This window comes from Streptomyces sp. NH27, assembly GCF_056859195.1.
Genome location: NZ_JACEGK010000168.1, coordinates 1 through 14,030, shown reverse-complemented (window position 1 = coordinate 14,030; position 14,030 = coordinate 1). Strand labels below are relative to the sequence as shown.

The window sequence follows — 14,030 nt, the reverse complement described above, 5'->3', positions numbered from 1 at the left end:
GCCCCGACCTGCCTCAAGCGTCCACGACCACCGTGCCGAAATGGCGCCCGCGTACCAAGTCCTCCAACGCCTGCGGCGCCCGTTCGATGCCCGCGATCCGGGTGTGCGGGAACTGGATGCGGCCCGCGCGCAGCCACTCCCCGAAGCGGTCGGTCCACTCCGGGGCCACGTCCTGGTGGTCGATGCCGCTGTAGCCGCGCAGCGACACCCCCTGCAGGATCAGGCGGAAACCGTCGACGGCGACGGGTGCGCCGGCGCCGTCGCCGCTTGCGTCCAGCTGCCCGGACAGCGCCCCGACCAGCGCGAACCGTGCTCCCCGCCGGGCGGCGCCCACGGCCGCGGCGAGCTGCTCGCCGCCCACGTTGTCGAACACGACGTCCACCCCGTCCGGCGCCGCCTCCGCCAGCCGCTGCGCGAAGGACCCGGGCCCGGAGCCCCGAAGAACGACCGCGTCGTAGCCCAGCTCGGCGACCAGCCGCTCGGCCTTCTGCGCCGACCCGGTGCTGCCGATCACCCGCCCGGCACCCAGCTGCCGCGCGATCTGCCCGGCCAGCGTGCCCACCGCCCCCGCCGCCCCGGTGACCAGCACGGTGTCGCCGGCGCGCACCTCGCCGAGCCGGGTCAGCGCCCCGTAGGCGACGACGCCCTGATTGAGGTACTGGACCGGGTCGGGCAGCGCGCCGTCCTGGTCCAGCCGTACGCACTGCTCCGCGGGCACCACGGCGTACTCGCGCCAGCCGAGCATGTGCAGGACCGGGGTGCCCGGCCGCAGCGCACCGCCGTCCGGCGCGGCCACCACCTCCCCGACCGCCGGGCCGAAGAGCGTGTCCCCGGCCCGCAGCGACGGCAGCGGCGCGTCCTGGACCGTGCCGCCCATCAGGGTGCGCAGCGCGGCGAAGACCATGAAGTGGTGGTTGCGCACCAGCACCTCGCCCGGCCCGGGCGCCGGCACCGGCCCCTCCACCACCGTGAAGTGCCGCCGCTCGGGCAGCCCGTCCGGCACCTCGGCCAACCGCACCTCGCGCGCACCGCCACCTGTCGCCGTTGCCATCGCCTGTTCCTCTCCGTCGTGCTTCCCTGGTCCGTCGCACCCGGTGTGACCATTTCGTGTCGCTGTGTCACGTGCCGCGACCAGTTCGTCGTACGAACTGACGAACGACGAACCGGGCCGGCGCGTACGTACGAACGCACGAATTCACGAGCGCGCCGGAACGCTAACCCCTGACCCGCACGTCAAGGTCAAGCCCCGCATATTCCCCCGTATGGCGCAAGCCGGGCGGGAGGTCCAGGCTGGAGGTACGCCCCGGCGCCGGCGTGGCAGGTCCGGGCAAGAGCCGCTGATGCGGTCCTCCCCCCTGCCGCGCGCCCGTCCCGGCCGGAGGGAGGACCTGGCATGTATGACAACGCCGATCCCGTGACGCGGCCCGATCCGCGGGTCCTCGCCCGCCGCGTCGCCGAACGCCGGCTCCAACTGGGGCTGAGCGAAGGCGCTCTCGCGACGCAGGCGGGCATGGCACCGCGCTACCTCCAGCACCTGCTCAGCGCGGGAGTGGACTTCGACCCGGGCGGCTTCGTCCGGATCGCGGCCGCGCTCCACCTGTCCTACGACGACCTGCTCGAAGGGCGCAGCGACCCCCCTCCGGGGCAGGGTGAACCGGCCGAGCACCCCGCCCTGCTCCATCTCACCGAGCCCGAGTGCTGGGACCGGCTCGGCAGTCGCGGAGTGGGCCGGATCGCGCTACCGGTCGAGCCGAGTCCGGGCGTCTTCCCGGTCAACTACTCGGTGGACGCGCAGCCGGCCGGCACGCGGTCGATCGTGTACCGCACGGCGCCCGGCAGCGCCTCCGCCCCCGACGCGGGCGCCGCCGTCTCCTTCGAGGTGGACCGGGTGGACGACCACGTCAGCCAGGGCTGGAGCGTCCTGGTCACCGGTACCGCCGAGCACGTCGACGACCCGGTCGTGGCCCGCCGCCTCGACGAGCGCCACCCGGCGGAGCCGTGGTCCGGCGGCAACCTGCCGCTGTGGGTGCGGATCCGCCCGGGCAGCGTCAGCGGGCGGCGGATCGGCGCGCTGTGACCCGCCGGCCGGCGGCGCGCCCGCGCCGCCGACGCGCACCCATGTCCGGTGCCGCACCGGGTAGGCGCATGGGGAGACAGTCGCGCTGAAGGAGGCGGACGCCATGCGTCGTACGGTCGCCGTCGGAGTCGATGGTTCTCCCGAGAGCCTGGCCGCCGCGGACTGGGCGGCACGCGAGGCCGTACGGCGGCAGGTGCCGCTGCGGCTGGTGAACGCCGCCGCCCCGCCGCCCGGCCTGGCCGCCGCCGCCGACCCGCACCCGGCCCCGGTGAACGCCGACTGGTCCCCGTACACCGCCGCCGCCGACCTGCGGCGCGCGCATCCCACCGCCGAGGTCGGCGTCGACCAGGTGGTCGGGCAGCCGCTGCCGGTGCTGTTCGCCGCCGCCGACGAGGCGGCACTGCTCGTGCTGGGCTCGCGCGGGGTGAGCGCCACCGCCGGGTTCCTGCTCGGCTCGGTCCCGCTCACCGTCGTCGGGCAGGCGCCCGTGCCCGTGGTGCTGGTCAGGGCCGAGGGCGCACCCGGGGCGGTCTCCTCGGAGCGCGGCGGCGAGATCGTGCTCGGCCTGGACTTGGCCCGGCCCAACGACCGCGTCCTCTGGTTCGCCTTCGACGCCGCCGCGCGCCGCTCCGCCACCCTCCGCGTCGTGCACGGCTGGAACGCGCCCCTGCCGTACGGTCTCGGCGCCGCGAACTCCGACCCGGACGCCCGCGCCGCCCTCCAGGCCCACGAGACCGGGGCGCTCGCCGACGTGCTGGCGCCGTGGCGCGAGAAGTACCCGCGCATCCATGTCGTCGGCGAGACCATCGTCGGCGCCGCCGACCGCCACCTGCTCACCGCCTCGGCGGACGCCGCGCTGCTCGTCATCGGCCGCCGCCCGCGCGGCACCCGGCTGTCGGCGCACCTCGGCTCGACGTCCCACTCGGTGCTGCACCACGCCATGGTCCCGGTCGCGGTGGTCCCGCACGAGTGAGCGCGGGCCGGGAAGGACGACCGGGGTGCCGCGGCGGGGGTCAGCGCCCTTCGGCCAGCAGATGCGGCGCGTGCTCGGCGACGGCCGCGAGCACCTGCTTGCGTGACGGGTTGACCATCGCGTGCCCGGCGACCGTCACCGTCGGCACCGTCTCGTTACCGTCGGCGACCAGCCGTACGAACGCGGCCGCGTCCGGGTCGCGCCAGATGTTCACCGTCCGGTACCGCAGCCGGGTGAAGCGCAGTTGCGTGAGCAGTTTGAAGCAGAAGACGCAGGTGGGCTGGTGGTAGACGACAACGCCGTCATCGGGATACTCGGCCATGCCGGAAGCCTAGAGGCACCACTCGGTGCGGGTGGCCGTCTCTGCCAACCGGTGACGGGTCCGCCGCGCCGCCGCCGCGCATACCGGCACGCAACCCGACGCCCGGAGCCGGAGCCGGAGCCGTAGGCGGGGAGCGGTGCGGAAAATCGTTACTCGGATCGGGTACGCGGCTGGCATGCTCAGGGCCGTGGCCTTCCGTACCGCGACCGCGCGCGACCTCCCTGACCTGCTGGCTCTCCTGATGGGGGAGGAGGCCGTCGTGGACCCCGGCGCCGTCGAGGTCGCCGACGGCCATGAGCGGGCCTTCGCGGCCATCGAGACCGACGACCGCAACGAGATCGCGGTGCTCGAAGGGGACGACGGGACGGTGCTCGGCTGCCTCCAGCTCACCTACATCCCCGGACTGACCCGGGGCGGCCAGGAGCGCGCGCTGATCGAGGCGGTGCGCGTCCGGGCCGATCTGCGCGGGGCCGGGCTCGGCCGTGAACTGCTGACCTGGGCGATCGAGCGGGCGCGCGCCCGCGGCTGCGGCCTCGTCCAGCTGACCAGCCATGCGCGGCGCGCCGACGCCCACCGCTTCTACGAGTCGCTCGGGTTCGTCCGCAGCCACCACGGGTTCAAGCGAGAGCTGTGACCGCGGCCCGCGCTCCACGGGGGGCCCGGCGTCCAGGCAGCTCGAAGGGCGGCGGACCCGGTGGGGTCCGCCGCCCTTCGGAGCGTGCGTGCGTGGAGCGAGCGTGATGCGCGTGCCTGCCGGCGTCAGCGCGTCATCGTCGGTACTGCGTCATCGTCAGTACGCGGAGTTCACGTTGTCCATGGTGCCGTACTTGTCGGCGGCGTAGTTGCAGGCCGCGGTGATGTTGGAGACCGGGTTGTAGATGTTCCAGGACGTGCCGGACACGTGGTAGGCGTTGAAGGTCGGGTTGATCACCTGGAGCAGGCCCTTCGAGGGGATGCCGTTGCGGGCGTTGATGTCCCACAGGTTGATCGCCTTCGGGTTACCACTCGACTCGCGCATGACGTTGCGGTGGATGCCCTCGTACGTGCCGGGGATGCCCTTCTTGTGCATGATGTCCAGCGACTGGCGTATCCAGCCGTCCAGGTTGTTGGCGTAGGTCTTCGCGGCGGGCTTCGCCTTCGCGGTGGCCTTGGCCTTCGCGGTGGCGGCGGCCTTCGCCTTGGCCTTCGCGGCAGCGGCCTTCAGGTCGGCGGCCTTCTTCGCGGCTGCCTTGTCGGCAGCGGCCTTCTTGTCGGCAGCGGCCTTCTTGTCGGCGGTGGCCTTCTTCGCGGTGTCGGTCGCGCTCTTGTCGGCGACCGTGACCAGGGAGACCTTCTGCTGCGCGGCATCCGGCGCGGCCTTCTGCGAGAAAAGGCTGGACTGGGTGCTGATCTGCTTTACCGGCTGACCGGCGGAGACGCTGAACCCGGTGGTGGCGTCGCTCGCCGCGGTCGCCGATGCGGCCCCGGCGGTCGCTTCCACGCCCACGACCGCGAGCAGGACCGCGGCTGCGGCAGTGCTGCCTACAGCGGTGACCTTGTGCTTCTTCGACAGCCGGTTGAACGAGGAGACGCCGGGGAGCTTCTTGGTGACCGTGGAGAACTGCATTGCGGGTTTACCTCTTCCGTTGGGGACCAGTGAATTGTTAGAGGTTCCGGATTCAACGGTCAAAGGCCCCATCTACGGACAAACCCGTAGGCGGGTTCGGAGGAGGAAAAGCGATCGTGTGTATCCGCATGGCGACGCCGTCACCCGGTCGCAACGGGTACTAACGCGCTTAGTTTGTGACGTGCGTTATATCGAGGGGATCACACAGGGGGCACCCGGCGATCACGAAAAGTACCTGGATATGCGCGCACGGTGTCGAATTTCGACCCCGTTTTCCGGGGGGTCCGGCGCCGGTGAATTACGCCCGCGATCCCGAATGCGTCACCGTGCCCGGACGGTGCGCGACGGCCTCGACGGCCGCCCGGGTCAGGCCCGGCCAGGCCCAGGGCGGCCCGGCGGCGCCCCGGGGCGTGCGGGCCGGAGCCGGCGAGGCCGGAGCCGGCGCGTGGGTGCGCTTCGGCGGCCCTGCTCCACGGCTCGGGCGCACGCAGACGGTCCACCCACGGCGGTGGCCGGTGCGTCCCGTACTCCCGTGCCCGGCCGGGTGCCGGTCGTCTGTCCGGTCGCGCCCCTGCCGGGACGCGGTGGCCTGGGGCGTTGCGCGTGCCGCAACGCGCGTTGCGAAACGATCATTGGACACCGGGCATACGGCGTCCCCAGGCTGGGAAGCACCGGCCGGCCGGACGGCCGACGGGACTGCGAGGAGGACCGCCATGGGCGACGAGCGCACCGAGCGCACCGAGGGCAACACGGCCGGCGCGGCCGGCGCGGCCGACGCGGAGACCGTGGGGACCGTGGGGACGAGCAGGCGCGGAAGCGTGGTCGCCGCGGTGCGCGGGGCGCTCGGACCGGTCGGCGTGGTGCTCCCGGTGTCGTTCACCGGCCTGCCGCCCATCGGCGTCCAGCGGGAGGCCGCCGACCGGCTGGAACGGGCCGGCTACCGCGCCGCGTGGACCAACGAGGTGGTCGGCGGCAAGGACGCCCTCGTCCAGTCGGCGATGCTGCTCGCCGCCACCCGGCGGATGGTGCTCGGCACGAGCATCGCCAACATCTGGGCCCGGTCGCCGCAGACCCTGCACGCCGCCGCGGCCCAGCTGGCCGAGGCGTATCCCGGGCGGTTCGTACTCGGCGTCGGGGGCGGGTACCCGCAGCAGGCGGTGGCCGCCGGCCGCGACTTCGGCAGTCCGCCGGCCACGATGCGTGACTACCTCGACCGTATGGACGGCCCGACCCAGCCGCCCGCGCCCGACGCGGACTACCTCCGCATCATCGGCGCGAACGGGCCGAAGATGCTGGCGCTGGCCGGCGAGATCGCCGACGGGGCGCTGCCGGCCGGGATGCCGCCGCAGTACACGGCACATGCCCGGCAGGTGCTCGGCCCGGACCGGCTGCTGGTGGTCGGGATGAGCGTGGTGCCGGACCGGGACCACGACAGGGCGCGGGCGGTCGCCCGGGAGATGGTGGCGGCCCTGCTCGGCCGGCCCTCCTACGCGGCGACCGCCGCCCGGCTCGGCTTGCCCGGACCCGGCAGCGGCGAACCGGGCGGCGAACCGGGTGACGACCTGGTCGACGCGTTCGTCGGCCACGGCGGCCCCGACGAGATCGCGGCCGCCGCCCGCCGGCACCTCGCCGCCGGTGCGGACCACGTGGCGCTCATGCTGCGGCCCGGCGGTGAGTTCACGGACGGCGTGGACCGGCTGGACGAGCTGGCCCCGGCGCTGACGGCCGTCAATTGACCTCCGCCCAGGGCGCTTTCGGGCCGGCCGCGGCGTCGGGTCCGCGCGCGGGTCAGTGCCCCAGCGCCGTGAGCGCGGTCCTGGTGGCGGCCGCGATCAGCGCGTCGGCGGACCCGGCGTCGGGGGTCCCGCGATCGGTCAGCACGCTGATGACGACGGGCGCGCCGTGCGACGGCCACACGACCGCGATGTCGTTGCGGGTGCCGTAACCCCCGCTGCCCGTCTTGTCGGCGACCTTCCACCCCGAGGGAACGCCGGCCCTCACATACGGGTCGCCGGTGGTGTTGTGCACCATCAGGTCGGTGAGCAGCGCCCGGCGGGCGGCCGGCAGCGTGTCGCCGAGCAGCAGGGAGCGCAGGTCCGTGCCGAGCGCACGGGCGGTGCTGGTGTCGCGGGTGTCCCCGGGGGTGGCGTCGTTGAGCGCGGGCTCGGGCCGGTCGATGTTCGTGACGGCGTCGCCCATGGCGCGCACCGCCTCCTGTAGCCCGCCGGGACCGCCGAGCTGATCGAGCATCAGGTTCTCGGCGGTGTTGTCGCTGTACCGCAGCGCGGCCGTCATGATCGCCCGCAGCGTCATGCCCTTGCCCTTGCCGCTGCCGGCGTGCTTCGACGTGATCGGCGAGTACGTCACCAGGTTCGACGCCGAGTACGTGACGACGCGGTCGAGTTGGGCGTCGCTGTCCCGCTTCAGCAGCGTCCCGGCGGCGAGCACCTTGACCGTCGAGCAGTGCGCGAACCGCCGGTCCGCCTGGTACGCGACGCTGCGGCCCGACCCGGTATCGAGCGCGTACAGGCCGACGCGGGCGTGGAAGCGCCGTTCCAGTTTCGCGAGCGACCTGTTCGCCCCGGCGTCCCGCGCCGTGCCCGCCGGAGAGGTGGCCGTGCCCGAGGGAGCGACGTGCGCCGCCCGCGGGGTGCCGCCGCCGTCACTGCTGCTGCCGCACCCCGCGAGGAGCGCGGCGAGCGCGGCGAGCACGCCCGCCGCCCGCCAGGTCCGGTGATCCGCATCGCGCATGCGCACCACTGTGGGCGGGCACGCCGGCCCGGTCAAAGACGTGGCGGCCCCCGCCGCCGGTGTCGCGCGGACCGCCCGGCCCGCGCCGCGCGTTGACGCGTCGGCGTGCGAGGGCGAGGACGGTCTGCCCATGCTCGTTCACCAGGGCGCCAGGCAGGTCGAACTCCGGACCGGCCGCGCTCCGGCGCCCCCGGCCGCGATGCGGAAACCGCCGACGGAGCCCTTGGGGGGAGGTCACCCCGGTGCGTGGGCGAGACCGGAGGCACCCGGCGGCACGCGATGCACCGCAGGCGTGCGGCCTGCCGTCCGGCGTACTTCCGCGTGAGCGGCTGGGCGGCCAGTAGGGTGCGGGGGGTGAATACTTCCACGGTGCTCCCGCGTTCGTTCCGGCTGCTCGTGACGGGCGGAGGCACTGGCGGTCACACCTACCCGGCCCTGACAGCGATCCATACCCTGCAAGGCCGCCTCGCGGACGCGGGCAGCACGCTGGATGTCCTGTGGATCGGGACGGCGGACGGTCTCGAAGCGCGTGTCGCTCCGGCGGAGGGGATCGCGTTCAAGACGGTGGCCACGGGAAAGATCCGCCGCTCGTCGAATCCGCTCAAGATGCTGTCCGCCGCGAACGTGAAGGACATGGCGCGGGTGCCGCTCGGCGTGGCTCAGGCCCGGTCGATCGTGTCCGCCTTCCAGCCGGACGTGGTCCTGGCGACGGGCGGGTACGTCGCGGTCCCGGCCGGGCTGGCCGCGCGGCTGTGCCGCATCCCGCTGGTCCTGCACGAGCAGACCGTCCGGCTGGGGCTTGCCAACCGGAAGCTCGCGAGTTCGGCGACGCGGATCGCGGTGTCCTCGGAGTCCTCGCTGTCGCTCCTGCCGGCCGAGGTGCGTGAGCGTGCGGTCGTCACCGGGAACCCGGTACGGCCGGAAGTACTGGGCGGCCACGGGGACAAGGCGGTCGAGGCGTTGAGCCTGTACGGGTTCGACCGGCGTCTGCCGACGGTCTACGTCACCGGCGGGGCGCAGGGCGCCCAGCAGATCAACGGTGTTGTTCGTGAAGTCCTGCCCTGGCTCCTGGCGCACGCGAACGTGATCCACCAGTGCGGTCCGGCGAACGTGGACGAACTCCGGGCGGCCGCCAGCGGGTTGGACCCGGTCCTCGCCGGCCGCTACCACCTGACCGGGTTCGTCGGTCCGGAGTTGCCGGACGTGCTGGCCTTGGCCGACGTTGTGGTGTCCCGGAGCGGAGCCGGGACCCTGGCCGAGCTGACCGCGCTCGGCAAGCCCGCGGTGTTCGTCCCGCTCGCCACGTCGGCCGGGAACGAGCAGGCACACAACGCCCGCCACCTGGCCGACGCCGGGGCCGCGCTCGCGCTGCTCGGCGAGGTCACCGGCCAGGCCCTGCGGAGTGCGGTCGGCCCGCTCCTGACCGACCCCGCCCTGCGGGCGGCGATGGCGGAGCGGGCCCGGACGCACGGGCGACCGGATGCGGCGGACAGGCTCGTGGACGTGGTGCTGTCCGCCGCATCCGGCTGATCGGGGCCGCGGAGCTGTCAGAGCGCGTCGCTGTGGAGTTTGTGCGCGCTGCGCAGCGGCATGTACGGCTCCTGGCCGGCGGGGTGGCCGTCCGCGATGGCGCGCTGCCGGTCCAGTTCGGCGTTGATCTCGGCGCCCAGCAGGATCGCGAGGTTGGACAGCCACAGCCAGACCAGGAAGGTGATGACGGCCGCCAGGCTGCCGTAGACGCGGTCGTAGGAGGCGAAGTGGGCGGCGTACAGCTCGAAGCCGAGCGAGGCGACCACCCACAGCACGACCGCGACGAGGCCGCCCAGCGTGCCCCAGCGGAAGCGCTGCCGGGCGTTGGGGGCGGCCCAGTACAGCAGCGCGAACAGCACGCTGAGCAGTATCAGTGTCAGTGGCCACTTGCCCCACTGCCACGCCGTCGTGGCGGTGTGCCCCGCGCCGAGGTCGGTGCCGATCCGACCGGCCAGCCTGCCGCTGAGGACGACCAGGGCGGCGAAGACCGCCATCAGGATCAGCGCGAGCACCGTGAGGCCGAGCCGCAGCGGGAGGAGGAACTTCAGCGGGCGGCCTTCGGGGACGTCGTAGACGGCGTTCATGGCGCGGATGAAGGCGGCGATGTAGCCGGACGCCGACCACAGCATGGTGAGCAGGCCGACGGTGCCCGCCGCGACGTGCTGCTGCTGGAGGTGGGTGAGCGCATGGGTGAGGAGGTCGCGGGCGGGGCCGGGCGCGAGGTGGCGGACGTTGCGGATGAGGAGGTTCGTCGCCGAGGGGCCGATCTCGCCGAGTACGGCGATGAAGACCAGCAGCGCCGGCACGATGGACAGCACGGCGTAGTACGTCATCGCGGCGGCCCGGTCGCCGAGGTTGTCCTCCCGCAGCTCGCCCAGCACCCGGCTCAGCGCCTCCCGCCGGCCCCGGACGTCCAGGCCGGTGCGCCCGGAGAGGCGGGCCCATCCGGCCGGTTGGGCCTGCTCGACGGCTTCGAGGGATCCCAGGGCTTCGACCGCTGCGGCGGTTTCGAGAGCTGCGGCGGCTGCGGCCGGCTCGGCGTCCGGGTCGGGCCGCTCCCCAAACGACGAGGTCATGAAACGTGCGCTGCCTTCCTCCAAGTCCCCCCGGGCAACGCGCGCCAGGAACTCCGGGCCGGGCATCCGCCCCCCAAGTCCCGTTGCCCAGGCGGTCAGACCAGGCGGCAGGGGACTTCCAGGTCCTCCGAGAGGTAGTGGATGGCGCAGACCCGATGGTAGCCGTCGGCGATCACCAGCGGCTGCCCGCGGATCAGCAGTACCGGCGACAGCTTCTCGCCGGTGACCGCCTTCTTCATGTCATGCGCGACATGCGGGTTCATCGCCGGCAGCAGCTCCAGGCCCGAGGCGCGCAGGATGTCCTTGGCCATCTTGGAGGTGGTGGTGGCCGCTTGGAGGCGCCGCACGGTCTCCTGGGCCTGCGCGGGCGTAACGAGCAGTTCGAGGTAGTCGACGGCCGCCGGGAAGTCGTGCTCCTCCGGGTCCTTCTTCCAGACCGGATCGGTCATCGTGCGGGCTCCTCTCGTGTGTGCCGGCCGATCGTGACCTTGAGGTGCTTCATGTCGGGCGTCGCAGATCCTCGTCGGGCGTGGCAGATCGTCATCGGGCTTGGCGGATCTTCGTCGGGCGCGGCCGATTCCCGGCGCGTTCGACGAAGTTATGCCGGGCGGGCCGTCCACGCCAGGTGACCCGCCACGAAAGGGCGGAGCGCATTCGCGTCCTGCGTTTGCGGGTATCACGGATCGGGTGTAGCGGGATTCCTGCCGCCCGCCGAACGGGCCGAATAGCTGGGGCGATACGGGGAACTCCGTTCGTCGTCAGGCATTTTCCCTACGCCGTACGGCGTGCGCTGCGGCCCGAATTCCGCCCGGCTTGCGGCCTGCCGGGTATCGCGTTTCAGTGAGGGGTGTCCCTCCTTCGGAGGAGTAATCATGTCGATGTCGTTCGGTCCCGGGTTCGGTTCGGCCGATCCGTTCAGCGAGCTGTTGAACCGCTTCTTCGGAATGTCGCCCGGGTCATCGCCCCCGGCGGTGCAGCGGGTCCCGATCGGAAGACTGCTGAGCGAGTCCGCGCACGAACTGATCAACTCGGCCGCGCGCAGGGCCGAGCAGGACGATGCCGCGGACCTCGACACCGAGCACCTGCTGTGGGCGGCCACCAAGGTCGATCCGGCGCGGAGCCTGATCTCCCAGGCAGGGGTGGACCCCGACACGCTCGCCGGCAAGATCGCCGAGATGCTGCCGCGCGGGACCGGCGAGCCGGCCGCGGAACCCGGGCTCACCCCGGCCGCCAAGCGCATTCTCAGCGCCGCCTACGCGCAGGCGCAGGCGGCCGGGGTGTCCTACATCGGCCCCGAGCACATCCTCGGCGCGCTGCTGGCCGACGCCGACTCCGACTCCGACGCGGTGCGGTTGCTGCGTTCCCTCGCGTTCGACGTGGACCGGTTGCGCACCCTCTCGGACCAGGCCGCCAGCAGCCCCGAGAAGCCGGCCGGCGGCGAGAAGCCGGCGACGACACTCGACGAGTACGGCCGGGACCTGACCCAGGAGGCCAAGGCGGGCAAGCTCGACCCGGTGGTGGGCCGGGCCGACGAGATCGAGCAGACCGTGGAGATCCTCTCGCGGCGCTCCAAGAACAACCCCGTCCTCATCGGCGAGCCCGGCGTCGGCAAGACCGCCATCGTGGAGGGGCTGGCCCAGCGCATCGTGGCGGGAGACGTGCCCGGCACGCTGAAGGGCAAGCGGGTGGTGGCACTGGACCTGTCGGCCATGGTCGCCGGCGCGCAGTACCGCGGCCAGTTCGAGGAGCGGCTGAAGAAGGTCATCGAGGACGTCCAGCAGGCCGGCGGCGACATCATCCTGTTCATCGACGAGCTGCACACCGTCGTCGGCGCCGGCGCCACCGGCGAGGGCTCGATGGACGCCGGCAACATGCTCAAACCCGCCCTCGCGCGCGGCGAACTGCACGTGGTGGGCGCCACCACGATCGACGAGTACCGCAAGTACGTCGAGAAGGACGCGGCTCTCGAGCGGCGTTTCCAGCCGGTGATGATCCCGGAGCCGACCGTCGAGGAGACCGTGCAGATCCTGGAGGGCCTGCGCGACGCCTACGAGGCGCACCACGGGGTCCGCTTCACCGACGAGGCGCTGGCCGCCGCGGCCGAGCTGTCCGACCGCTACATCAGCGACCGGTTCCTGCCCGACAAGGCCATCGACGTGATGGACCAGACCGGCGCGCGGGTACGGCTGCGCACTGCCGGCCCCTCCAGCGAGGCGACCGACCGTGAGGACCGTATCGCGCAGTTGCGCCGGGAGAAGGACCAGGCCGTGGCGGCGGAGAACTTCGAGCGGGCCGCGGAGGTGAAGGGCCGGATCGCCGTGGTGGTGGGTGAGCAGGCCGCGACCGGGGAGGGCCGCACCGGCGTCGTGCTGGTGAGCACCTCCGACATCGCCGACGTCATCTCGCGGCGCACCGGGATTCCGGTCTCCCAGCTCACCAGCAGCGAGCGGGACAAGCTGCTCAAGCTCGAAGACGCCATGCACGAGCGGATCGTGGGCCAGGACGAGGCGGCCACGGCGGTCTCCGAGGCGGTGCGCCGCAACCGCTCCGGGATGGGCGACCCCAACCGCCCGGTCGGATCGTTCCTCTTCCTGGGGCCCACCGGTGTCGGCAAGACCGAACTCGCCAAGACCCTCGCCGAACTGCTCTTCGGCAACGAGGACCGGATGATCCGGTTCGACATGAGCGAGTTCCAGGAGAAGCACACGGTCGCCCGGCTCGTCGGCGCCCCGCCCGGATACGTCGGCTACGAGGAGGCGGGCCAGCTCACCGAGAAGATGCGCCGGCAGCCGTACAGCGTGGTGCTCTTCGACGAGGTGGAGAAGGCGCACCCCGATGTCTTCAACACGCTGCTGCAGATCCTCGACGACGGGCGGCTGACCGACTCCCAGGGCCGTACGGTCAACTTCCGGCACTGCGTCATCATCATGACGTCCAACATCGGCGCCCAGCGCATCATCGCGCACAAGGGCGACGTGGCCGAGATCAAGGACGAGTTGATGGGCGACCTGCGGGGGCGGTTCCTCCCCGAGTTCCTCAACCGGATCGACGACATCATCCTCTTCCACAGCCTCACCGAGGACGACCTGGCGCGGATCGTGGACCATCTGCTGGACCTGAGCAAGCACCGCGTGCGCGCGCAGGGCATGACGCTGGAGGTCACGGAGGCCGCCAAGAAACTCCTGGTCGCGCACGGCCACCAGCCGGAGTTCGGCGCCCGTCCGCTGCGGCGCACGATCCAGTCGGAACTCGACAACCGGATCGCGTCCCTGCTGCTCGGCGGCGAGGCGGACCCGGGCGACACCATCGTCGCCGACGTCGAGGACAACTCGCTGCACTGCACGGTCCGCCCGAAGCCGGCGGAAGCCGAAGGCACGGCCCAGGCCGGCGACGGCACGGCGGACGACGACGCATCCTGAGAGCGGGGCGAGGCAACCATGGCACATCACCACAAGTCGAACAAGGCCGTCGAGGGGAACCCGGACACGGGACACGGGCGCGGCATGCCCGAACGACCCGACGAGGCCGAACTCGAAGAGCAGACCGAGGTGGACCGGGAGGAGGTCGGCCTGCCCGCGGACCCGGGCGACGCGCGCACGCGGCCCGACGAGTCCGAGGAGCCCGGCTCCGGCTGAGCGGAGCATCGGCCGCCCCGGCGGCCGTGGTGGCCCGGCGCGCATGCCCGCGCGCCGGGC

Annotated in this window: 14 protein-coding genes; 8 read left to right on the top strand and 6 right to left on the bottom strand. The window is 72.8% G+C overall.

Translation table 11 applies throughout. The features are described from left to right. Nucleotides 1-13: 13 nt before the first annotated feature. Complete coding sequence (locus AC13HU_RS16005; RefSeq protein ID WP_483042538.1) at nt 14-1,051, bottom strand: MDR family NADP-dependent oxidoreductase; 1,038 nt, start codon at nt 1,049-1,051, stop codon at nt 14-16. 342 nt (nt 1,052-1,393) lie between these two features. Here AC13HU_RS16005 and AC13HU_RS16000 point away from each other — a divergent pair, with 342 nt between their 5' ends. Both AC13HU_RS16000 and AC13HU_RS15995 read left to right on the top strand, forming a co-directional pair. After that, nucleotides 1,394-2,077 carry a helix-turn-helix domain-containing protein gene (locus AC13HU_RS16000; protein ID WP_483042537.1) on the top strand — a complete coding sequence of 228 codons (684 nt, stop codon included), beginning with the start codon at nt 1,394-1,396 and terminating at the stop codon, nt 2,075-2,077. Nucleotides 2,078-2,180: 103 nt separating this feature from the next. After that, nucleotides 2,181-3,050 (top strand): universal stress protein, encoded by an 870-nt coding sequence (locus AC13HU_RS15995; RefSeq protein WP_483042536.1) that lies wholly within the window; start codon nt 2,181-2,183, stop codon nt 3,048-3,050. 40 nt (nt 3,051-3,090) lie between these two features. Here the strand turns inward: AC13HU_RS15995 and AC13HU_RS15990 are convergent, their stop codons facing one another. Then, complete coding sequence (locus AC13HU_RS15990; protein ID WP_483042535.1) at nt 3,091-3,372, bottom strand: glutaredoxin domain-containing protein; 282 nt, start codon at nt 3,370-3,372, stop codon at nt 3,091-3,093. 175 nt (nt 3,373-3,547) lie between these two features. Between AC13HU_RS15990 and AC13HU_RS15985 the strand changes: the two genes are divergently transcribed. Next, complete coding sequence (locus AC13HU_RS15985) at nt 3,548-4,006, top strand: GNAT family N-acetyltransferase (protein WP_483042534.1); 459 nt, start codon at nt 3,548-3,550, stop codon at nt 4,004-4,006. Nucleotides 4,007-4,162: 156 nt separating this feature from the next. On the opposite strand, the gene AC13HU_RS15980 is transcribed toward AC13HU_RS15985, so the two are convergent. After that, nucleotides 4,163-4,978, bottom strand: coding sequence for a transglycosylase SLT domain-containing protein (locus AC13HU_RS15980; protein WP_483042533.1), 816 nt, complete (start codon nt 4,976-4,978; stop codon nt 4,163-4,165). Nucleotides 4,979-5,691: 713 nt separating this feature from the next. Between AC13HU_RS15980 and AC13HU_RS15975 the strand changes: the two genes are divergently transcribed. After that, a complete protein-coding gene (locus AC13HU_RS15975) occupies nt 5,692-6,714 on the top strand; it encodes a TIGR03620 family F420-dependent LLM class oxidoreductase (protein WP_483042532.1) in 1,023 nt (340 codons plus the stop codon). A gap of 52 nt (nt 6,715-6,766) precedes the next feature. Here AC13HU_RS15975 and bla read toward each other — a convergent pair whose 3' ends face one another. Next, nucleotides 6,767-7,729 carry a class A beta-lactamase gene (gene bla, locus AC13HU_RS15970; RefSeq protein ID WP_483042531.1) on the bottom strand — a complete coding sequence of 321 codons (963 nt, stop codon included), beginning with the start codon at nt 7,727-7,729 and terminating at the stop codon, nt 6,767-6,769. On the opposite strand from bla, the gene AC13HU_RS15965 reads away from it, so the two are divergent. Both AC13HU_RS15965 and AC13HU_RS15960 read left to right on the top strand, forming a co-directional pair. Beyond that, nucleotides 7,728-8,054, top strand: a complete 327-nt coding sequence (locus tag AC13HU_RS15965; RefSeq protein WP_483042530.1) for a hypothetical protein — start codon at nt 7,728-7,730, stop codon at nt 8,052-8,054. The genes bla and AC13HU_RS15965 overlap by 2 nt on opposite strands. A 29-nt stretch (nt 8,055-8,083) precedes the next feature. Continuing rightward, the gene (locus AC13HU_RS15960; RefSeq protein WP_483042529.1) at nt 8,084-9,259 is read left to right on the top strand and encodes a UDP-N-acetylglucosamine--N-acetylmuramyl-(pentapeptide) pyrophosphoryl-undecaprenol N-acetylglucosamine transferase; all 1,176 of its coding nucleotides are present in this window, start codon (nt 8,084-8,086) and stop codon (nt 9,257-9,259) included. 17 nt (nt 9,260-9,276) lie between these two features. Here the strand turns inward: AC13HU_RS15960 and AC13HU_RS15955 are convergent, their stop codons facing one another. Together AC13HU_RS15955 and AC13HU_RS15950 are read right to left on the bottom strand one after the other, a co-directional pair. After that, nucleotides 9,277-10,335 (bottom strand): YihY/virulence factor BrkB family protein, encoded by a 1,059-nt coding sequence (locus tag AC13HU_RS15955; RefSeq protein ID WP_483042528.1) that lies wholly within the window; start codon nt 10,333-10,335, stop codon nt 9,277-9,279. A gap of 95 nt (nt 10,336-10,430) precedes the next feature. After that, nucleotides 10,431-10,784, bottom strand: coding sequence for a hypothetical protein (locus AC13HU_RS15950; RefSeq protein ID WP_483042527.1), 354 nt, complete (start codon nt 10,782-10,784; stop codon nt 10,431-10,433). A 423-nt stretch (nt 10,785-11,207) separates the two neighbouring features. Between AC13HU_RS15950 and AC13HU_RS15945 the strand changes: the two genes are divergently transcribed. Together AC13HU_RS15945 and AC13HU_RS15940 are read left to right on the top strand one after the other, a co-directional pair. Continuing rightward, the gene (locus AC13HU_RS15945; protein ID WP_483042526.1) at nt 11,208-13,754 is read left to right on the top strand and encodes an ATP-dependent Clp protease ATP-binding subunit; all 2,547 of its coding nucleotides are present in this window, start codon (nt 11,208-11,210) and stop codon (nt 13,752-13,754) included. An 18-nt stretch (nt 13,755-13,772) separates the two neighbouring features. After that, nucleotides 13,773-13,970: a hypothetical protein gene (locus tag AC13HU_RS15940; protein WP_483042525.1), complete on the top strand. Its 198-nt coding sequence runs from the start codon at nt 13,773-13,775 to the stop codon at nt 13,968-13,970. Nucleotides 13,971-14,030 lie beyond the last annotated feature (60 nt).